Origin of the sequence: Paenibacillus dendrobii, from assembly GCF_009807035.1 — a bacterium.
In the GTDB taxonomy this organism is placed as follows: domain Bacteria; phylum Bacillota; class Bacilli; order Paenibacillales; family Paenibacillaceae; genus Paenibacillus_AQ; species Paenibacillus_AQ dendrobii.
In genome coordinates, this window is the sequence record NZ_WUBI01000003.1 from 289,968 (window position 1) to 310,393 (window position 20,426).

Consider the following 20,426-nt stretch of genomic DNA (forward strand, 5'->3'; position numbering starts at 1 on the left):
CAATATGAGAAGGCCTGCCTCCCTAGGATCATGCTGCATACAAAAAGGGACGAAGCAGGCTGTTTTGCCTAACTTCGTCCCTTTTTATTTCATTCAAGCGACATTTACTTTACAGTATAACGCTCTTCGATTTTGTAGAATTTCCATATAAAAACGGCCAAACCCCAGATCAACAAGAACGAAATAACCAAGAAATAACCTAAATTGCCGAAGTCGATGGATGCAATCACATCCCATAAACCGCCCGACAAATGAAGCTTTTCGGTCGTAATTTGGGCCAGTTCAACAATGCCGACCGCCAGTGCCGCAACGACGGATATCGCGGTGACAATCAGATTGTAGTACACCTTGCGAACCGGTCTATCATTGGCCCAAGCATAGCTTTTGGTCATCATCAAGCCATCAAGCGTATCGAATAAACTCATACCCGCCGCGAATAGAAGCGGGAGTGCAATGATCCCGAGTACAGGAAAGTTATTGTTCGCTGCACCCGCCGACATGGTTAACAATGATATTTCGGTTGCTGTATCGAAACCCAGGCCAAACAAGAAACCAATCGGATAAATATGCCAGCTTTTCGTAACCACCTTAAATAAGGGTCCCAAATATCGGGTGAAAAAGCCCTTCGCTTCGAATAATTGCTCTAAATCCGACTCGCGGATCTTTTCTTCCTTCATCTTGCGGAATGTTCTCCAAAGTTGAACGAACAACATCAGATTGAGTATCGATAAAAATACCAGAAAAACACCGGATACCGTCACGCCGATAATCCCGCCAATATCCTGCATGCTGGACATGTATTTGGCAACAAACTTCACGGACACCGCGGTTAATACTGCCAGTAAAAAAACAACCGTGGAATGTCCTAATGAGAAGAAGAACCCTACTCCGCGCGAATCTTTCTTTTGTGCGATCAATTTGCGGATCGTATTGTCTACCGCGGCGATATGATCGATGTCAAACGCATGGCGGACACCGAACACATACGCAGCGATCCCCATGCCAACGAAGGTTGGATGGGTGGGCACCACAGTGAACAAGGCGATGAATCCCATGATATGAATAACCAAAACACCTAACATATAACGATTCCAAATAAATTTCATGCTTTCTACCTTTCGCTCGTCATAATTTGTTTTAGTAATACGAACGTTCCGCGAAAGTCTTCATGCCTTCGTCAGGGCCGCTCGTTTGCATCCCTCCGTCATGATGCTCATTTAAGGGTGATCCATTAGAATTCATTAAAAAAAGAAATGCTCTGCATTATTTTATTGAAGGTTCCCGCACTGATGATTCCTAATAAAAAATGAATTATATTGGTATTCTCCATAATCTTCAAAACCCAATGGCACCACGAAATCTCTTCTTTATCTAGTAAATTACTTCTATTTAGTAGGACATACCGTCCAAAATGCTTGGATGAAATACTGTATTCAGTCTCCACTTTGGCGATTTTTTGATCTCGCAAAGCTACCTTATGTTCTAATTTAGCTATACGATCGTGAATTAACTCTTTCGCTTGATTCTCATCTGTCATCCACATCGAATACATCTTGATCAAAAATTCATCGCGAAGGATGGGATCGGCAGTCTTGCCGGTAATCCATGTTCCCAGAGATTCTTCTCCCTTTTCCGTAATTGAAAATATTTTTTTATCCGGTTTGCCCGTTTGCTCGACATGCTCAAACACTACCAGTCCATTCTGCTCCATTTTGGTTAACAGAGGATAAATCTGACTATGTTTTGCGGGCCACAACACTTCTAAATGGGTTGCTAATTGATATCCGGAACATGGCTTCCTACCAAGTACACTGAGAATCGCATAGCCAAGAGTATTCATATATTCTCATTCCTTATTTTCATTTGAGTAGCTAATCCAATCTACCTGATCTTCCACATAATTGTATCTGTAATCGTTTTAATTGTAACCTCTTTTATAGTTCTCAGGTAGTATCTTTTCTGTGAAAGACCCGGCAACCTACAGGTTGCCGGGTCTTCGGCATTAATATTTTCTTAGAAAAGACGGAATAGTGTTAAATAGCTCTCGACTGATCATATGGTGACATGTTGTATGAATTTTCTCTATGGTTTGCGTAGAGTTCGCTAAGACCCGAACGATAAGCCCAGAAACCGGCAATAAGGAGAGTCCGATTTTATAATCGCCCTTATCCTCATGAACCGCGTGATATAACTGATCGAGAAGATCAGCATTCACCTGCTCCCCGACTACGATCATAGACCCTAGATGGGAGAAGCCTTCCATATACCCAAGCGAAGCCATATGGTGGTTTGCCGGATTCAATTTGATATGATCATACACAACCAACTCATCATCCATATAGATTTCACTGATTAATTGAAGCAGATCATAACTAAATTGTTCTCCATCGGGCGACCATCCCGAAGTAATGATATCGGAATAAAGGAAGGTTGCGCCCTTCTCCATTTTGACGACCGTTTTTTGTTGATAGCGTGCATCCTTATATCCAATCAGCGGATCCGTAATATACTCCAGATAACTGCCCTTCTTCAGGATAATTTCGGTTTCCTGGTAGGCGGGTTGCTTGGGCGTCCTGTATATTTTTGTTGCTGATTGCGTGGTTAAAGTGAGCCGGGCCTGTTCATTTAATGCAATTTTCATTTGATAGCGATCCCCATCCAAGTAACCTCCGCCCGGATTTAGGATATAATAGCACACTTGCCCGGAATGATCGTGATACACCGGACGCATGACTTTATAAGCGCCCTGAAAATACACATTTTTGGCGACAGTTTTTCCGTTTCGTTCTTCAGCTTCCAATCGCAGAATCCCTGTCCAGTCCTTCATCCTATTCCAATCCCTTTAAGAATGCATTCTCTTTAAGCCATTTAATAACCTGGTCCAGTCCGGAATTGTCCTTTAAGTTCGTGAATACAAACGGCTTATTCCCGCGGAATACCTTCGTATCAGACTCCATGACTTCAAGACTTGCACCGACATAAGGCGCCAAATCCGTTTTATTGATGATAAACAAATCGGATTTGATCATGCCTTGTCCGCCTTTGCGCGGAATTTTCTCTCCTTGCGCCACATCGATAATGTAGATCGAGAAATCGACCAGCTCGGGGCTGAACGTAGCCGCAAGATTATCGCCGCCGCTCTCCACGAAAATAAGCTCAACATCCGGGTGCTTCTCCTTCAACTCATCAATGGCAGCAAAATTCATGGAGGCATCTTCACGAATGGCTGTGTGAGGGCATCCCCCGGTTTCAACGCCGATAATCCGATCTGCCGGCAGCACGCCGTTCGCCATCAGGAATTTGGCATCCTCTTTGGTATATATATCATTGGTTACCACCGCCATGCTGATTTCGCCCTCCAAATGCCGGGTCAATTTTTCTACGAGCATGGTTTTTCCGGCGCCGACAGGTCCTCCAATGCCAATCTTAATCGGTTCCATATAACACACTTCTTTCTATAGTTGATATTTTAAGACATGAAAATTCGAATATTGACGCGTTCATGCTGCATTTGCGATAATTCCAGGCCGGGTGAGATGATTCCGAAATCCTCTTCATTCAGGCCCAGGATCTTGTCCACTGCTTCGAGCAATACGTCCTGGAATCCTTGAATGACTTTCTGTCCAGCCGTCTGGCCTAACGGGATGGCCCGCACTGCGTTTTGCACCAAGCTTGAAATCACGGAATACAAATAATATAGAATCGTGGTTGATTGCGAAACGCCAAGATGATGCCCGATCATCGTAAATACGATCGCCGGATGTCCGAAGCACTGCTTCTTCTTGATTCGGTCCCGATACAACAACAACACAGGCACATCATACAAGGATCCTACGAGATTCAACATGCGGTCACCCATCTTTTGCGTCCCCTCCCTCGTTTCCCGAGGCAGGTTCTGGACGGTCAGCATGCGATCCAGCTTCCATACCTGATCCAGTTTTCCATCCTGCAATGCATCGAATACGAGCCGGGAAGCAAGCCCATCGGAATGGACAAGCTGTTCATTCACATATACATGGAGCCACTTGGAAAATGTCGTCTGATCATGCACCTGATCTGCTTGGATGTAACTTTCAAGACCATACGAATGACTGAAGGCGCCCGTAGGAAAGTTCGAATCGCACAGTTGAAATAACGATAGCGTATTCTTATCCATGGCTGTGGCCGATATGGCGGAATGCCTGTTTTACTTTCCTCTCTTCCCTTTGATACGGGATTTCCAGCTGCTTCAGCAATTCTTCAACAAGGTAATCGTATTGAACCAGCATTTCATCCTCTTCAAACTGGGCCGGTAGATGGCGGTTTCCGAGTTGATGAGCGATGGTTCCCATTTCTTTCAAGCTGCGCGGGCGAATGACGATTAAATCATCCGAGAGGACATCGACCATAATGATATTTTTATCATCCATGAACAGGATATCTCCCGCCACAAGGTCACGCGGGTCTGTTAAACGAATCCCGATTTCCTTGCCATGGTCTGTTTTAACCCGTTGGATTCGCTTCACTAAATCGGCGCTTTCCATATATATTTTTTCGATGTGGCGTTTTCCAACTTCATCTTTTCCTAAACTTTCGATATTGGTTAGGACTTTTTCAATAATCAATGTTTTTCACCTCAAAATAGGAAATAGCGCTGGCCCATCGGTACTCTGTCAACAGGCTCACATGTAATGAGTTCCCCGTTGACTCTCACCTCATAGGTTTGCGGGTCCACTGTAATCTCAGGCGTTTCGAAATTCAGCTTCATATCTTTCTTCGTCAATGTTCGGATGCCGTGAACCGGGAGAATGATTTTCTCGAGGCCCAATTGCTCGTGGACTTTATGGTCAAAAGCATACTGGGAAATGAAAGTGGCCGAGCTTCTGGAAAGAGCCTTTCCATATTGCGCATACATCGGACGATAGATGACAGGCTGCGGCGTCGGAATGGAAGCATTGGCATCTCCCATCAAGCTTTGCACGACCATCCCGTTTTTGATGATCATCTCAGGCTTCACGCCAAAAAATGCAGGTGACCAAATGACAAGGTCCGCCATTTTCCCGACTTCAACCGAACCTACATACTCTGAAATCCCGTGCGTAATGGCCGGATTGATCGTATATTTGGCAACATAGCGCTTGGCACGATGATTATCCGAGAGCTCGCTGTCTCCCTGCATCGTTCCCCGTTGTTTTTTCATTTTGTCAGCAGTTTGCCATGTCCGCAAAATGACCTCGCCTACACGTCCCATGGCCTGCGCATCCGAACTCACCATGCTGAAGACGCCCATATCCTGCAGAATATCTTCCGCGGCAATGGTTTCACGACGAATGCGCGAGTCCGCAAAAGCAAGATCCTCAGGGATCGAAGGATTCAAGTGGTGACAAACCATGAGCATATCCAAATGTTCATCGATCGTATTCACCGTATAAGGAAGCGTCGGATTCGTAGATGACGGAAGAACGTTCATGTAGCTGGCGGATTTGATTAAATCCGGAGCATGCCCCCCGCCTGCGCCTTCCGTATGGTACATATGGATAACCCGGTCTTTAATGGCAGCCATCGTGTTCTCCATGAAGCCGCCTTCGTTCAGGGTATCGGCATGAACCGCAACCTGCACATCATACTTATCCGCCACGCTTAATGCATGGTCGAGAGCCGATGCCGTAGCGCCCCAGTCCTCATGGACCTTGAGTCCAATCGCTCCGGCCCGTACTTGTTCGGCCAGAGGCTCTTCCGCCGCAGCTTGTCCCTTTCCTGTGAAACCGACGTTGATGGGCATTCCTTCCGCCGCCTCGAGCATCCGCTGAATATTCCATGCACCAGGGGTAACGGTTGTGGCCTTGGAACCCGCAGCAGGACCCGTACCTCCACCGATGAGCGTCGTAAGTCCGGAAGACAACGCCGTTTCGATCTGCGCAGGATTGATAAAGTGAACATGCGTATCAATGCCGCCAGCCGTGACGATCATGCCTTCGCCTGCGATAATCTCCGTGGAAGCCCCGATGATGATGTCCACGTTATCCATCACCAATGGATTACCAGCCTTTCCGATTCCTGCGATCTTTCCGTCGCGAATCCCGATATCCGCTTTATAAATGCCGGTATAATCCAAAATAATGGCATTGGTAATGACCACATCCGGAATTCCGTCTCCGCGGGTAACCAAAGGATGTTGGCCCATTCCATCGCGAATCACTTTGCCGCCGCCAAACACGACTTCATCCCCGTAGGATGAATAATCCTTCTCGATCTGAATAATCAAATCCGTATCTGCAAGGCGTATCGAATCTCCCGTTGTCGGTCCATACATTTGAGAGTATTGGGTTCTTGGCATTCTAAAGCTCATTGTTGGCCCCCGCTTTCCACAGATCCATCAGTTTTATTGTTAAATCCATAGACACGGCGTTCTCCGGCAAAGCAAACCAATTCGACTTCTTTCTCGTCTCCGGGCTCAAACCGCACTGCAGCCCCCGCCGGGATGTTCAAATGTTTGCCGAAGCCGTCTTCACGGTTGAACTGAAGAGCTTCGTTGACCTCGTAAAAATGAAAGTGAGAACCTACTTGAACCGGCCGATCCCCGATGTTCTTTACAGTGGTTCTTGATGCAAGTCTTCCAGCATTACAGATAATGTCTTCATCCTTCAAAAAAATCTGGCCTGGTGTCATTTGAATTTTCCTCCTGTCGTTTGGTTACTACCGTATCGGACTATGTACGGTGACCAGTTTGGTTCCATCCGGAAAGGTGGCTTCCACCTGGATATCATGAATCATCTCCGGAATGCCCTCCATCACGTCGTCACGAGACAAAATAGTTGCGCCGTATTCCATTAATTCTGCAACGGTTCTACCATCCCGGGCCCCTTCCATGACTTCATAAGTGATATAGGCAATGGCTTCAGGATGGTTTAGTTTAAGTCCTCTTGCTTTTCTTCGCTTGGCAAGATCTGCGGCAACTACGATCAAAAGTTTGTCCATCTCACGCGGTAACAATTGCATGGATTAGCCTCCTAGTTGTGATGTATTCATCGTCTTTTTAAATTCCCAAGGAATTACCGTGTATTTATACAGCATTTGAGCCAAATCTAGGATATATGGATTTGATTACCTCATATCCTTAATATATCATATTTTATATATATAATAAATTCCATATTCAATTTATTATATATAATACATATTGCAAATGTTGATCTAGTAAACTCGCCGGATTGTTCAAGTAGAATGCAAGGAAACCCTTCCCCAGAAAAGGAGATCATCATGCAAACGGACAAACGAAAAGCATTACGAGAAGGAACGTTAACTCCACTCATTGCTGCAACCTTAATAGGCATTTCCCAGGTTATATTCATTGAAAATGCTGTCTCGGGTCTCATTATTCTGATCGCTATCATGCTATCCTCGGTTTCGATAGGCATTATCGCATTGCTGTCTGCATTCATAGCTGCTCTCATCGGCCGCTTCGGAGGAGCGGAGAAAACCATTGTTAACCAAGGATTACTTAGTTATAACTCGGTACTCGCCGGCATCGCGCTGGCGTTAAATCTGGATGGAGACATGCGCTGGATCATCGCTTTAGGAGGGGCCGCCGTGGCAGCTCTTTTTACCGCAGCTATGATGCACATGCTGCGAAATACCACAATACCTGTAATGACATTTCCGTATATTGTACTCACTTGGTTTCTGCTGCTTGCTTCTTACCGTTTGGAGGCCTTCAAACTCAATCCCGACCTCTTGCCGCAGGATCTATCGCACTGGAAGCTGCATGCCGGAGGTTCAATGGACTGGTTTCATGGGCTAGTTAACGGGATTGGACAAGTATATTTTCAGGATAATGTTTGGTCCGGAATTCTCATATTCATTGGGGTGCTATGGGCCGGTTGGAGACTGGGCCTGTATGCGGTGATCGGTACGATCGTTGCTTGGTTAGCCGCTTATGGACTAGGGGCGGAGGTTTCATTGCTAAATGCCGGGCTTTACGGATATAATGCCGTGTTAACCATACTGGCGGTCGCTGCTGTATTCGATGCAAAGAGCCGGTTTGCGCCATGGGCGGGTATCATTGCAGCCATTCTGACCGTGCCTGTTACGGCAAGCCTGGACAGTTGGCTTTTGCCTTACGGACTCCCGACGCTGACGATGCCGTTTGTTCTATGCACATGGCTTTTTCTTGCCGCAAGAAAGGTCCTTCCCAAACTGTAAATGCGATTTCCGGAATAAATGTATATTGCGCCGGAAACCGGTTTACGATATACTAAGCCAAAAGAATTGAACACCAACCACTATGCCGATGATCAGCATCCAACTGTGAGGCGTTTTCGATCGGAGCAGAGTTTCGCTCTTCTCCCTAAGTTTACCGGCTTTCCGTCCGTTACCGCGGAACCAAGAGGATCGGCTCCTGCGTATGCAGTCCGGTCAAGTTGGGTGGCACCGCGAGCAAGCGCTCCTCGTCCCAAAGGATGAGGGCGCTTTTTGTATTTTTTTACGGACAAAGGAGCTAAGATCAATCATGTTAACCATGCAATTTATCCGCGATCATGCGGAACAGGTACAGCAAACGGCGGTACACAAGAACATTCCCTTTCAGGTAGATAAGCTGCTTGAATGGGATTCGAAGCGCAGGGATCTGCTGCTGCAAACGGAAGGAAAAAGAGCACAGCGCAACAAGCTCAGCAAGGAAATCGCACCGCTCATGAAGCAGGGCAACAAGGAAGCAGCAGAACCGATGATGGCTCAGGTCAAACAGCTGAATGAAGAGCTGGGCATTCTGGAAGCCGGGCTGCAGGAAGCCGACCAAAATGTGTCGAAGCTCCTCCTCCTTGCTCCCAACGTCGTATCGGCCGATACACCCATAGGCAAGGATGACACCGACAATGTCGAGGTTCGCCGGGTCGGAGAAACTCCGGTATTTGATTATGAGCTGCGCGATCATGTGACTCTGGGTGAAATGCATGACATGATCGACATTCCGCGGGGCGTAAAGACCGCAGGAACGCGCAACTATTATTTGAAAGGTGCAGGTCTCTACCTTCATCTTGCAGTACAGCGTCTCGCACTGGATTATCTGACTGCACGCGGATTCACGCCCATGGACGTTCCGGTGATGGTCCGTCCCGAAGCCCTGAACCGGACGGGCTTTTTCCCCACCGGCCAGGATCAGACATTCGAGCTGACCGGAGAAGACAAATGGCTGGTCGGTACGTCGGAAGTATCGCTTGTATCGTATTACAGCGATGAGATCGTTGACGTGACAGAGCCGATCCGGCTCGCGGGCATGTCGGCCTGCTATCGGCGCGAGATCGGGTCGGCCGGACGAGATGTGCGCGGATTATACCGCGTTCACCAGTTCGCCAAGGTGGAGCAGGTCGTGCTCTGTCAAAACGATCCCGCGGTATCGGAGGCGGTGCTTCAGGAAATTACCGGCCATGCCGAAGGTATTCTGCAGCTGCTGGAGCTCCCTTACCGGGTGATGGCCGTCTGCACCGGCGACATGTCGCAGAAAACCCATAAGCAGTATGATATCGAGACCTGGATGCCTAGCCGTGATGCCTACGGCGAAACGCATTCGTCGTCGAATCTGCTGGATTTCCAGGCCCGCCGCTCGAATATCCGGTACCGGGACGAGGAAGGAAATCTGCAATACTGCCATACGCTGAACAACACTGCCGTGGCATCGCCCCGCATCCTGATTCCGCTGCTGGAGAATCATCAGCAGCAAGACGGCAGCATCTATATCCCTGAAGCACTGCGGCCTTACATGGGCGGCGTGGAGCGGCTGGTTCCGCCCCAACTCCTCACTTAACGCTTCTTGATGGCATCGACAGAAATGCCAACCATCCTCCTCGTTGCGCAGCAGACCGCTGCGCAGTGAGGAGGTTATTTGTATAGTTGCAGAAGACATTTCGATAGGAATATACTGGATGTACTATCGTTCTGGAAAGCCGAAACATCCATATACGGAGGTGATTGGATTGGAAAATCCAACAAACGTTCAAGATTTGGGAAGTGTTTACCTTGCAAGCGCAACGGCAAAATTTAAAGAACTTAAGCAATCCGCTGAGAAAGCCATTGCCCAAGTACAGGATGATGTAAAACTGAACTGGGCACCGAACGAGGAGTCCAACAGCATCGCCATCATCGTCAAACACCTAAGCGGCAATATGATCTCACGCTGGACTGATTTTCTCACAACGGATGGCGAAAAGCCCGGCCGCGACCGGGATGAGGAGTTCGAAGGTACGATCGAGTCCAAGGATGATCTTCTCTCCATATGGAACCAGGGCTGGGATGTCTTTCTCCAGACGCTCTCGGATCTGAAAAGCGATGACCTGCTCCGCACCGTCTATATCCGGCAGCAGCCCCATTCGGTTCTGGAATCCATCGAACGCCAAATGTCTCATTACTCCAGCCACGTAGGCCAAATCATTTATGTGGCTAAAATGATCCAGGGCGATGACTGGCACACGCTGACCATCCCGCGGAAAAAGAAATCCTGATTTTCACGCACTCCATTTTCACGCCATCCTACGTATTTTGAAATAACGAATGAAATAAGGAATAATCTCATGGAACATCACTGTCCGTAATACGATGACAACAGTCATTCCGTTGACATGGGTTCCTCAACGGCAAAGGCAGCCTCCCGGTCGGATCAGGAAAGGCTGCCTTTTGTCTGCTCATTATTGCTATTCAGCTGGTTCAGTCGTCTTCTCTCGGCCCTCCTCCGGGCTTCCAGCTCTCTTTGCTGGTTGATCAAAACCACGCCCAGCATGGCAATAACCGTGCTAAATCCTACGATGGGCACCATGACCGCAAGATCGCCTGAAAATAAAACAATCAGGAAAAATGCGAGAAACACACCACAGAAAATACCTAAGCCAGCCATGAATTTCTCCATTCGCTCTCCTGCCCCCTTGTTCCCGAATTCGTATTCAACATCGCAGGATACATGCATGTAACATGCACATGCTTCAATGGCTCATGCAAGATTCACTCCGATAACCAATTTTACCACATCCTGCATATATCCATGTTTCGCAACTCAAATTCTTGGGGGGGATCATAAGAAAAACAATTATTTCATATCGGTTATAAAGGAAGTTTTTCTTGCGATATCAGGGGGGCTCTTCTCGGATGCGTCTGCCTGATATCTAAAGAAAAACATTTATATCATATCGGTTATAAAAGGAAGTTTTTCTTGCGATATCAGGGGGCTCTTCTCGGATGCGTCTGCCTGATATCTAAAGAAAAACACCCAACTCATATCCTCGCCCCATCTCCCTGTAACCTTTCTTAAGGATGAAGATTATGCTGTACCAAGGATCATAATGGGCAAGGAGAGGACCGAATGATGAAACCGGATTATTCCTTTATCCATGCCCGGCTGAAGTCGGGCAAATATACGATGAACAAGCTGGCATCAGCAGGCCTGACCCTGCTGATGCTTATGCTGCTGTCACGGGTGCTGCCATTGCCTGAGATGCCTTGGGGCGCACGGAGCGATGAGCTCTCCATGTCGCCGGAGATGTGGGTTTACAGCTATGCCATGTTAATTTCCATAGCATCGGACGCCATCCTGGCCATGCTCCCGCCGCTAAGCCGTCTGAAACAGGCTGCCTTGTATGCAGCCGCCGCTTATACGGCATATTACTGCCTGTTTATCCGTACACCAGAGTTTGACGGATATCCTGAGCTCGCGGCAGTAGCAGGCGTCTGCACTCTATTGGTGTTTTTTACAGGGAAGCGCCTTTTCTCCAGCGATTCTTTGTTTACGCCATTATTTGCGCTCGTCGTGCCGTTGATTTGCCTTTTTTGCTTGTAGAGGATCGTAGAGATGGCAGACACCCCGCCGATGATTACAGTGCCTCGATCAGATCTCCGGCAATCAGTGATGACATGTGCCCGCGCCGCGCGGCCGCCGTCTCTCCCGCTAAACCGTGCAGATATACGCCGTAGGCGGCTGCCTGAAGACCGGTTAGTCCTTGGGCCAGAAGTCCGGCGATGATGCCCGTCAGCACATCTCCGGAGCCTCCCGTCGCCATGCCGGCATTGCCGGTCATGTTCACGTATGCCGAGCCATCGGGAGCGGCAATGATGGTCCGTGCTCCCTTGAGCACCAGCGTCACCCGATTGACCGTCGCATACTTCACGGCGGCTCCGATCCGGTCACGCTGTATTTCCTTCGTGGACAAGCCCGCCAGCCGAGCCATTTCACCCGGATGCGGCGTCAGCACCGTATCAGCCCTCCGCGTCTTCCAAGCAGATAGATCCGTACGATCCGCCAGCATATTCAGAGCATCAGCGTCCACTACCAGCGGACACTGTGACTGCTCCCAAATACGGCGAAGCCATTCTCCATCCTTCTCGAAGCGCCCTAGGCCGGGACCGATCGCTATCACGTCCCGGCTTTCGGCAAGCTGCAGCACGGATGTCGCGGAAGCTGCGTCCCAGTCGCCCTCCGCTGCGGGGGCGAGCATGATTTCAGGCGCTGCTCCTGCCATGTGCGGCAGCAGCGGTGCAGGCAGTGCCCAGGTCACGAGGCCGCTGCCCGCACGCAGCGCCGCGCGGCTGCACAGCAGGCCCGCGCCGCTCATGCGCGGGCTTCCGGCCGCCACAAGCACGTGTCCATACGTGCCCTTGTGGCCGTCCGGCGAGCGGCGGCGCGCCGCGTCCACGCGCAGGCGGCCGCGCAGCGTGCCTTCGGTCAGCAGGTAGGCCAGGCCCTCCTGCTGACCGCACAGCTCCGAGGGTATGCCGATGGAGCGGACCACCACCTCCCCGGCGGCTTCCGCGCCGGGGTACTGCGTCAAGCCTCGCTTCAGGAACGCGAGGCAGACCGTCAGCCGCGCCGCGATGCACGGCTGGCTGACTTCCCCCGTGTCGGCGTCCACCCCGCTGGGAATATCCGCCGACACGATCATTCTGCCGCTGGCATTCGCGGCGGCAATCATGTCCGCGTACGCGCCGCGCGGTTCGCCGTGCGCGCCCGTCCCCAGCAGGGCATCCACGATGCCCGTGCATGCGGCATAGTCCACGGCATCGCGTCCGTGGACAAGCAAGGGGATGCCCAGCCTTGCAGCGGCGTCACGCTGCAGGGCGCCATCCCCTTGCAGCTGCTCCGGCGGAAGAGCGTACACGACAGTGACGCCGACGCCCGCCTCGCGAAGGTAACGGGCGGCTACCAGCCCGTCGCCGCCATTATTGCCTTTGCCGGCAAGGATCAGCCAATGCTCTCGGCCAGGCTGTTCAAGCTCTAGAGCTTCATCGCCTCGAATCGAGCCGCGGAGTTCCCTCTCCAGGAAGCTGCCACGAGCTTCGTCAACCTGCCGCGACATGTTCCGCTCCCGGCACAGCCGTATCACTTCCTCCGCAATAGCTCTCCCCGCATTCTCCATTAATGCAGCCGAAGGAATCCCGATTTCCTCTATGGTGCGGCGGTCCAGCTCCCGCATCTGCGCTGAAGTTACCATGTACATGCATCTCTTCCTCCCTTTTTCCATATCACATTCTAATGTAAACCACAGTGAAATATCCCTATCCTCTAGCACGGATCCCAAACTTCTGAATCCTGCCGATTCTATAGAAAAAGCAGCGCTGCACATCCACATTGGATCGCGCCCGCTGCCCTTCTCCCTTTCCCTTAACGGCCAAGACCGCCTATCGTCCTCTCCGAACGCTGCTTAACTGCATTAGATCTTCAGTTCCTGGCCAAATCCGGCCCTAATACGCCGCCGTAAACCGGGAAGCGACGAAATACGGATCCTCCATCTCATCCATCAGCGCCGCGGCCAAATCCCCCGTCGTGATCCGGCTGACGCCAAGCTCATCCGTTATCAGGCGGTCAATGCCGATTCTGAAATTCCCGCTGCGGCGGCCATCCTCAAGCACAGCAGCCGGACTGAGGTAAGACCATTCCAGCTCCGACTGGCTGTATATCTCAAAAGCATCCGCATGCGCTTTGGCCAGCGGATAGACCTCTGCAGGAAAGGCTGGCGTATCCATAAGAGGCACGCCTTCGTCCGTAATCAGACTCCCGGCTCCCCCAATCACCAGCAGACGCTTTGCCCCGGAGCGCCGTACGCCTTCGACCAGAGAACGAGCAGCTTCCACAAGCTCCTCCTCCGAACCGAACTTCGGACCATAAGCGCTGATCACCGCTTCGCGTCCTTTCGTATGCTTTTCTACCGATGCCGGGTCAAGGATATCGCCCTGGACCACATGCAGACGTTCATGCTTGTCGGTTAGCCGGGATACGTCCCGCACGACTGCCGTTACTTCATGCTCGCGGCTAAGTGCTTCTTTAAGCACAGCCTGTCCGACCGTGCCGGTTGCGCCAAATATCGTTATATTCATCGGGTGAATGGTTTCTGTCATGAAATAATCTCCTCTGTATGGTTTAACTATGCGTACACTCCTATATTACCCTCAAATGGCGGTTCATGCCCGAAATTCTTGACCATTCATCGATCCTTCTTTTTGTGCTTATGCTCAAGAATGTATAATCCCCGCCCCTCCTGCCATTCCGCGTACGCGATTTTTTCCGGTTCCTGGTATCCTTTTTCGCGAAGCTGCTCCAACAGCCATGTTTTATCCTTGCCCAGAGCCTGAAGACCTTCTTCATTCATGCGGCCGTCCTCCAGAAAATGATAAGTAAAGCCCGGCTCATCATCCGAAATCTTCAGATCCGATTTTTGCACAGCCTCATACGCTCCATTTTTCATCACGCTCAGCGATCCGTTGGTCTCGAAAATAGCATAGGATACCTCCCGGACGGAAAAGATATCCTTTTGACGAAGCATCATCAGCAGCTGTTCGAAATCGAGGCGGTTCCGCTTCATTTCACGCATATCCACTTCCCCGTTACGGATGAGGATGGAAGGCGATCCTTCCAAAGATCCGCGGGTTTTCCTGGCATATTGGGTTACTTTTTCAAATACATAAGATAAAATGAACCATATGGCCAGTGAAAACAAAAGCTGACCGACATGGACGTCTTCCTGATATACGGTATTGCCCACCAATTCACTCAGCATGAGCGAAGACACAAAATCAAAGGGAGTCAGCTGGGAAATTTCTTTTTTGCCCAGAACGCGCGTCATAATCCACAATCCTAGAAAACCGGTAATCAGTTTAACGGTGATCATTCCCAAGTCCATTCCGAAACCTCCCTGGCAATTCCTTTTGGTATCTATTTACCCACCTGAGTCAAGAGTTGAAAAATACCGTGAACGAAGTAAGCAAGGAAATGGGGTAATAAATCAGGAACTCTTCCGCAACTGTTTGTTAAAGGAGCTGATGAATGCATGATTGCAGAATACATGATCCGTTTGGCGGTGGCCGGGCTGCTCGGGGCCGTCATTGGTTTGGAGCGTGAACTCAGAGCCAAGGAAGCCGGGCTGAGAACCCATTTTCTCGTCGCCGTCGGCAGCGCGCTGATCATGCTGGTGTCACAGTATGGATTCTCACAGGTTCTGGACAATGATCATATTGCGCTGGATCCCAGCCGGATCGCGGCTCAGGCCGTCAGCGGCATCGGTTTTCTCGGAGCTGGCATGATTATTATTGAACGCAAAATGGTGCGCGGTCTTACGACGGCTGCAGGGGTATGGGCCACCTCGGGCATTGGCCTGACCATCGGCTCAGGCATGTATGCTGCCGGAATCAGCGCGACCATTCTCGTGATGATCGGACTTGAGCTGCTCAGCATGATCTTCAAAACCGGAAGGGCGCTCAACATCTCCTTCGAGCTGGAATCCAAGGAATCCGTGCAACCCATTCTGGAATCGCTTGCCGCCAGGAAAATTGCCATCGCTTCTTATGAAATGGAGCAGGATCCCGAACGCCTCGGCATGTATCATCTCAAAATCGAGGGCAAGACCAGACATAACGGTACTCTACAGGAGCTTCTGAAGGATCTCGACAGTCTTCCGCATATTTTATCCGCGAAGCTGGAATAATCAGGCACATTGAAATATTGTAATCCGGAGCCTGTTATGCAATAGTGATAACAAAAGCGATGAAGGAGGGATTCGGCGTTGTACCTTGCGGCTTGGATTAATGCAAATGATATTACCGATACGCAGTCCAGAATCATGATCACCGGACTTGCGATCATCCTTTTTCTATGGCTGTATTTCCGTACCGCCCGTTCCTTCCGAAGCATGGCTACGGCACGGCTGGAGCGCCTTCACCAAACACTCGAAATCTATTCCCGCGCAGCGGGTATGCTGGACAACGAAGCGGCTGCGGATTCATCGTCTGAATCCGAACAAGAGCCTGAGTCCCTGATTCTGCTGCTGCAGCAATGCAAAGCTGCTCCACTGATCACAACGGAGCTGCTTGAAGCCATTGATGCATACACCAGAGAGCGTGATGCGTCGCGTCATCTGCAGCTGCAAAGAGTGCTGGACCGGGAGATCAGCCGGCGAATCCGTGAGCAGTCGTCCATTATCCGTTCACTGGACAATCCGGGCTGGGGCATCGGTTTCTGGAAGCTGATCCGCCCTGCAGTTCCCTTTGCAGCCATGGTGCTGATTCTATACTGGTGCCTGCAACTGTATCAGGAGCTTCCAGGACAGAGCTTCACGGTGTTATCCTGGACAAGCGCCGAGCTGTGGATACGGTTTGTGTCATGTGTTGCAGCAGTCATCTCCTTCTACCTCGCCGTGATGACGCCGAGAAAAGACTCAACCCGAATTTCGTATCGGGTTCTGGCTCTTCTCATAAGTGCTGCCGCGCTGGCACACTTGGCGGGCTTAACCGCTGCCCCTTACATATTAGCTGTACAAGTTATTCTCTTTGCGTGGGGATTTGCCATGAACCCTCATCGTTCAAGGCGTGACCGTCCATATGCAGGCTCCGCAGATTTACTTGAGGTTTCCGAAGAAGAACACATGCAAACTGAAAAATAACCCGTCGATGTTCGCCCTCCCAAGGGCTATACCATCAACGGGTTTGTTTTTTTCAAGCTCGATTGAACATCCATAACCATTCACGTTCCTCAGCAGCACATCAGGCCTGCCGGTGATCCCGGGACGTCTTTTTCAGATCCTGCCGGGTTCTTGCCGTAATCCCCGTCTTGGCTGCTTTGGCCGGCGTATTCTCAAAACGCTTCCGCTCGGTCCGTTCCATCTGCACGATTTGGCCTTCATGCACGACGATATGAAGCGAGCCGAATTCCATGTCATTTAATTGGCCTGCGATCCGTTCGAGCCATAATTGATCCACCTGGAGCCCTTTTGCCATGATGCAGCCTCCTTTGCTTCAGAACGTTTTTGGGTATTTCACATTCATCTCATTCATGACATTCATCACGTCGATGACATCATATCGGATTAATCATTCTTTTCCAACCAATTTACTATGTTTTACAGTTACATTATCATGCCGGCAAAAAGACTGTCAATGCGCATTTTTTCGGGCATAGAAGCTCTTGATCAGCAGCGTAGCCAATGCCAGCAGCAGCAGCAGGGAAGCCACGGCAAAGGAGGCGGAGAACTGATATTCGTTGTACAGGATCTCGACGTGCAGCGGAAGCGTGTTGGTCTCTCCGCGAATATGCCCGGAAACGACCGATACCGCGCCGAACTCCCCCATCGCTCTGGCATTGCACAGAATAATCCCGTAGATCAGACCCCAGCGGATGTTAGGCAGCGTCACCTTCGTAAACACGACCCAGCCTTTGGCTCCAAGCGTGATGGCGGCTTCCTCTTCCTGCTGTCCCTGATCCTCCATAAGCGGAATGAGCTCTCTCGCCACAAATGGAAATGTGACAAACAGCGTAGCCAGCACGATACCGGGCACAGCGTAGATGATCTTGATGTCATGATCTGCAAGCCATGGGCCAAACCAGCCGTTCGCCCCGAATACGAGCACGAAGATCAGGCCGCCGATGACCGGCGAGACCGCAAATGGCAAATCAATCAAGGTAATAAGGATGCCTTTGCCTTTAAATTTGAATTTCGTTATCGCCCACGCTGCCGCGACTCCGAAAATCGTATTCAGCGGGACGGTGATAAGAGCCACCAGCAATGTCAATTTCAGCGCAGACAAGGCATCCGGATCGGATAAAGCGCTGAGATAGACATCCCAGCCCTTCTTCAGCGCCTGCGTCAGCACGACGGCAAGCGGAAGCACGATCAGCCACAGAAGCACAAGCCCTGCTCCGGCAATCAACAGCCATTTCACCCAAGGTGCCTCTGATGCCGCCCTCGAAGTTTGCACCGGACGTGGCGCTGCGGCTCCTGGTAGAGTACCTGCCATGTTATACCGCCTCCTTTTTCCGGCTGGACCAACGCTGCAGTGAATTGATCACAAGCAGCATCAGGAATGAAATCAGCAAAAGTAGCACGGCTACTGCCGCGGCACCCGCATAATCGTATTGCTCCAACTTGGACATGATGAGCAGCGGAGCGATCTCCGTTTTCATCGGCATATTGCCGGATATAAACACAACCGAGCCATATTCCCCGATGCCTCTGGCGAAGGCAAGTGCAAAGCCCGTCAACAGCGGCGGCACAAGCCCCGGAAGAATGATGGTGCGAAACGTCCGGAATCTCCCCGCTCCCAGCGTCGCCGAGGCCTCCTCGGCGTCACGTTCCGCATCCTGAAGCACCGGCTGCAATGTTCTTACGACAAACGGCAGGCCAATAAACATCAAGGCGAGCGTGATGCCAAGCTGCGAAAAGGCTGCCTTAATTCCCAGCGGTTCGAGCAGGGACCCGATCCAGCCGTTCGGCGCATACAAGGCGGTCAGCGATACGCCCGCAACCGCAGTCGGCAGCGCAAACGGCAGATCGATCAGCGCGTCACACAGCTTCCTTCCCGGGAATTCATAGCGTACCAGAACCCAGGCGAGTAGAAGGCCCAGCACTGCATCAATCAATGCGGCGGCAGCGGAGGTGGTAAAGCTGATCCGGTAGGAAGCGAGCACGCGCGGATCCGTCGCCACCTGCCAGAACTTCGCCCAGTCGAGGCCGGTCGAATTGATCAGCAGCGCGGACAACGGCAGCAGCACCACGAGGCTTAAATAGGCAACACTATATCCGAGCGTAAGGCCAAAGCCGGGAAGTACCCGGCTCCGCCCTGCCCTTGCTTGGCTCATAACATCTCATCCTCTCCATGCCTGTCTGCTTTATTTGCCCGGCGTATAGATTTGGTCGAACACGCCGCCGTCGCTGAAATGCTTGGTCTGCGTCTCCTGCCATGTTCCGAATACATCCTTGAGCGTAAACAGGTTGATGTCTTTGAACGTATCCTTATACTTCTCGATGACGCCGGCAAGCGTCGGACGGTAGAAGTTTTCTGCCGCTATTTTTTGGCCTTCCTCCGAGTACAGATATTTCAGGTAAGCTTCCGCCACTTCACGAGTTCCCTTCTTATCCACGACTTTATCCACGACGGCAACCGGAGGTTCCGCCAGAATACTGATGGAAGGATACACGATATCGAATTTGTCCGGACCAAGTTCCTTCACGGACAGCAGCGCCTCATTCTCCCAGGCCAGCAGCACATCGCCGATGCCGCGTTCCACGAATGTTGTCGTCGCTCCTCTGGCCCCGGTATCCAGCACCGGTACATGCTTGAAGAGGTCACGGACGAACTCTTTCGCTTTTTCTTCATCGTTATTGTTCTGCTTCAGGGCATATCCCCAAGCGGCCAGATAATTCCAGCGTGCTCCGCCAGATGTCTTCGGATTAGGCGTGATCACCTGCACGTCGCCCTTGATTAGATCGTTCCAGTCCTTGATCTGCTTCGGGTTGCCTTTGCGCACCAGAAACACGATGGTTGAATTGTAAGGCGTGCTGTTCAAGTCAAATTTGCTTTGCCAGCCCTCATTGATGAGTCCTTTTTTCTGAATCGCATCAATATCATAGCCGAGCGCGAGCGTCACGACGTCCGCCTCCAATCCGTCAATGACCGAGCGGCTTTGCGCACCGGAACCGCCGTGCGACTGTTTAATAGTTACCTTCTGTCCCTTTTCCTTTTCCCAATAGGCTGCAAATGCTTTGTTATAATTCTCATACAGTTCCCGGGTCGGGTCATAGGATACATTCAGCAGGCTGATCTCTTTGGCGCTGCTTTTCGTTTCCGTGCTTTGACTCTTTCCTTCTGCGGATGCACCGGCCCCATCCTTGGATCCGCAGGCTGCCAGCGCCGCCGTTAACATAAGTACAAGAGCAATCACCACTCCCTTTTTTGCTGTTCCAAACCCCTTATTCCTTGCTTTGACCATCTTCCCCACTCCTCATTGTAAAATTTCGAATCCCGCCAGACCGTTCCTAAACCAAACAAAAAAACGGAGAAATGCTATCCAAGGCATGACCCATCCATCATGAATGCGATCCATTCCCTTGTTCAGCAGTTCCTCCGTTTGTACGGCGAGAACGAAGTATTCCATTTTCCTTTTTATAACCATTATTCCTACCTGTTTAGTATGTTATATTCGT

The 20,426-nt window shown here is 50.7% G+C and carries 23 protein-coding genes; 6 read left to right on the forward strand and 17 right to left on the reverse strand.

Features of this window, described 5'->3' with window-relative positions; translation table 11 throughout:
- Nucleotides 1-104 precede the first annotated feature (104 nt).
- The 9 genes from GRF59_RS19480 to GRF59_RS19520 form a co-directional block, all read right to left on the reverse strand.
- Nucleotides 105-1,106: a HoxN/HupN/NixA family nickel/cobalt transporter gene (locus GRF59_RS19480; RefSeq protein WP_160499383.1), complete on the reverse strand. Its 1,002-nt coding sequence runs from the start codon at nucleotides 1,104-1,106 to the stop codon at nucleotides 105-107.
- Between the two features lie 125 nt (nucleotides 1,107-1,231).
- Nucleotides 1,232-1,840, reverse strand: a complete 609-nt coding sequence (locus tag GRF59_RS19485; RefSeq protein ID WP_160499384.1) for a PadR family transcriptional regulator — start codon at nucleotides 1,838-1,840, stop codon at nucleotides 1,232-1,234.
- Nucleotides 1,841-2,002: 162 nt separating this feature from the next.
- Nucleotides 2,003-2,827 (reverse strand): urease accessory protein UreD, encoded by an 825-nt coding sequence (locus tag GRF59_RS19490; RefSeq protein WP_160499385.1) that lies wholly within the window; start codon nucleotides 2,825-2,827, stop codon nucleotides 2,003-2,005.
- Nucleotide 2,828: 1 nt separating this feature from the next.
- Nucleotides 2,829-3,440 carry an urease accessory protein UreG gene (gene ureG / locus GRF59_RS19495; RefSeq protein ID WP_160499386.1) on the reverse strand — a complete coding sequence of 204 codons (612 nt, stop codon included), beginning with the start codon at nucleotides 3,438-3,440 and terminating at the stop codon, nucleotides 2,829-2,831.
- 29 nt (nucleotides 3,441-3,469) lie between these two features.
- Nucleotides 3,470-4,156 carry an urease accessory protein UreF gene (locus GRF59_RS19500; RefSeq protein WP_160499387.1) on the reverse strand — a complete coding sequence of 229 codons (687 nt, stop codon included), beginning with the start codon at nucleotides 4,154-4,156 and terminating at the stop codon, nucleotides 3,470-3,472.
- The gene (ureE, locus tag GRF59_RS19505; RefSeq protein WP_160499388.1) at nucleotides 4,149-4,604 is read right to left on the reverse strand and encodes an urease accessory protein UreE; all 456 of its coding nucleotides are present in this window, start codon (nucleotides 4,602-4,604) and stop codon (nucleotides 4,149-4,151) included. Before ureE ends, GRF59_RS19500 begins: the two co-directional genes overlap by 8 nt.
- Before the next feature lie 11 nt (nucleotides 4,605-4,615).
- On the reverse strand, nucleotides 4,616-6,328 hold the full coding sequence (ureC, locus tag GRF59_RS19510) for an urease subunit alpha (protein WP_160499389.1): 1,713 nt from the start codon (nucleotides 6,326-6,328) through the stop codon (nucleotides 4,616-4,618).
- On the reverse strand, nucleotides 6,325-6,648 hold the full coding sequence (locus GRF59_RS19515) for an urease subunit beta (protein ID WP_160499390.1): 324 nt from the start codon (nucleotides 6,646-6,648) through the stop codon (nucleotides 6,325-6,327). The genes ureC and GRF59_RS19515 overlap by 4 nt, the downstream gene beginning before the upstream one ends.
- A 27-nt stretch (nucleotides 6,649-6,675) precedes the next feature.
- Nucleotides 6,676-6,978, reverse strand: coding sequence for an urease subunit gamma (locus GRF59_RS19520; RefSeq protein ID WP_160499391.1), 303 nt, complete (start codon nucleotides 6,976-6,978; stop codon nucleotides 6,676-6,678).
- Nucleotides 6,979-7,239: 261 nt separating this feature from the next.
- Between GRF59_RS19520 and GRF59_RS19525 the strand changes: the two genes are divergently transcribed.
- The 3 genes from GRF59_RS19525 (at nucleotide 7,240) to GRF59_RS19535 (ending at nucleotide 10,475) form a co-directional block, all read left to right on the forward strand.
- The gene (locus GRF59_RS19525; protein WP_160499392.1) at nucleotides 7,240-8,181 is read left to right on the forward strand and encodes an urea transporter; all 942 of its coding nucleotides are present in this window, start codon (nucleotides 7,240-7,242) and stop codon (nucleotides 8,179-8,181) included.
- A 307-nt stretch (nucleotides 8,182-8,488) separates the two neighbouring features.
- On the forward strand, nucleotides 8,489-9,781 hold the full coding sequence (gene serS, locus GRF59_RS19530) for a serine--tRNA ligase (RefSeq protein WP_160499393.1): 1,293 nt from the start codon (nucleotides 8,489-8,491) through the stop codon (nucleotides 9,779-9,781).
- Between the two features lie 169 nt (nucleotides 9,782-9,950).
- Nucleotides 9,951-10,475 (forward strand): DUF1572 family protein, encoded by a 525-nt coding sequence (locus GRF59_RS19535; protein ID WP_237391926.1) that lies wholly within the window; start codon nucleotides 9,951-9,953, stop codon nucleotides 10,473-10,475.
- Nucleotides 10,476-10,630: 155 nt separating this feature from the next.
- Here GRF59_RS19535 and GRF59_RS19540 read toward each other — a convergent pair whose 3' ends face one another.
- Entirely contained in the window at nucleotides 10,631-10,876 is a 246-nt protein-coding gene (locus tag GRF59_RS19540) for a hypothetical protein (RefSeq protein WP_160499395.1), read from the reverse strand.
- A 450-nt stretch (nucleotides 10,877-11,326) separates the two neighbouring features.
- Between GRF59_RS19540 and GRF59_RS19545 the strand changes: the two genes are divergently transcribed.
- Nucleotides 11,327-11,800 (forward strand): hypothetical protein, encoded by a 474-nt coding sequence (locus tag GRF59_RS19545; RefSeq protein ID WP_237391927.1) that lies wholly within the window; start codon nucleotides 11,327-11,329, stop codon nucleotides 11,798-11,800.
- A 34-nt stretch (nucleotides 11,801-11,834) separates the two neighbouring features.
- Here GRF59_RS19545 and GRF59_RS19550 read toward each other — a convergent pair whose 3' ends face one another.
- From GRF59_RS19550 to GRF59_RS19560, 3 genes are all read right to left on the reverse strand, one after another.
- Nucleotides 11,835-13,454 carry an NAD(P)H-hydrate dehydratase gene (locus tag GRF59_RS19550; protein WP_160499396.1) on the reverse strand — a complete coding sequence of 540 codons (1,620 nt, stop codon included), beginning with the start codon at nucleotides 13,452-13,454 and terminating at the stop codon, nucleotides 11,835-11,837.
- Nucleotides 13,455-13,698: 244 nt separating this feature from the next.
- Nucleotides 13,699-14,331, reverse strand: a complete 633-nt coding sequence (locus GRF59_RS19555; protein WP_160499729.1) for an NAD(P)-dependent oxidoreductase — start codon at nucleotides 14,329-14,331, stop codon at nucleotides 13,699-13,701.
- A 107-nt stretch (nucleotides 14,332-14,438) separates the two neighbouring features.
- Nucleotides 14,439-15,134, reverse strand: a complete 696-nt coding sequence (locus GRF59_RS19560) for a DUF421 domain-containing protein (RefSeq protein ID WP_160499397.1) — start codon at nucleotides 15,132-15,134, stop codon at nucleotides 14,439-14,441.
- A gap of 147 nt (nucleotides 15,135-15,281) precedes the next feature.
- Here GRF59_RS19560 and GRF59_RS19565 point away from each other — a divergent pair, with 147 nt between their 5' ends.
- Together GRF59_RS19565 and GRF59_RS19570 are read left to right on the forward strand one after the other, a co-directional pair.
- Nucleotides 15,282-15,935, forward strand: coding sequence for an MgtC/SapB family protein (locus GRF59_RS19565; protein ID WP_160499398.1), 654 nt, complete (start codon nucleotides 15,282-15,284; stop codon nucleotides 15,933-15,935).
- 78 nt (nucleotides 15,936-16,013) lie between these two features.
- Complete coding sequence (locus GRF59_RS19570; RefSeq protein ID WP_160499399.1) at nucleotides 16,014-16,889, forward strand: hypothetical protein; 876 nt, start codon at nucleotides 16,014-16,016, stop codon at nucleotides 16,887-16,889.
- Nucleotides 16,890-16,989: 100 nt separating this feature from the next.
- Here GRF59_RS19570 and GRF59_RS19575 read toward each other — a convergent pair whose 3' ends face one another.
- From GRF59_RS19575 to GRF59_RS19590, 4 genes are all read right to left on the reverse strand, one after another.
- On the reverse strand, nucleotides 16,990-17,223 hold the full coding sequence (locus GRF59_RS19575) for a YezD family protein (RefSeq protein WP_160499400.1): 234 nt from the start codon (nucleotides 17,221-17,223) through the stop codon (nucleotides 16,990-16,992).
- Nucleotides 17,224-17,379: 156 nt separating this feature from the next.
- Complete coding sequence (gene cysW / locus GRF59_RS19580) at nucleotides 17,380-18,240, reverse strand: sulfate ABC transporter permease subunit CysW (RefSeq protein ID WP_160499401.1); 861 nt, start codon at nucleotides 18,238-18,240, stop codon at nucleotides 17,380-17,382.
- Nucleotide 18,241: 1 nt separating this feature from the next.
- Nucleotides 18,242-19,081: a sulfate ABC transporter permease subunit CysT gene (cysT, locus tag GRF59_RS19585; RefSeq protein WP_160499402.1), complete on the reverse strand. Its 840-nt coding sequence runs from the start codon at nucleotides 19,079-19,081 to the stop codon at nucleotides 18,242-18,244.
- A gap of 30 nt (nucleotides 19,082-19,111) precedes the next feature.
- On the reverse strand, nucleotides 19,112-20,212 hold the full coding sequence (locus GRF59_RS19590; RefSeq protein ID WP_160499403.1) for a sulfate ABC transporter substrate-binding protein: 1,101 nt from the start codon (nucleotides 20,210-20,212) through the stop codon (nucleotides 19,112-19,114).
- Between the last annotated feature and the right edge of the window lie 214 nt (nucleotides 20,213-20,426).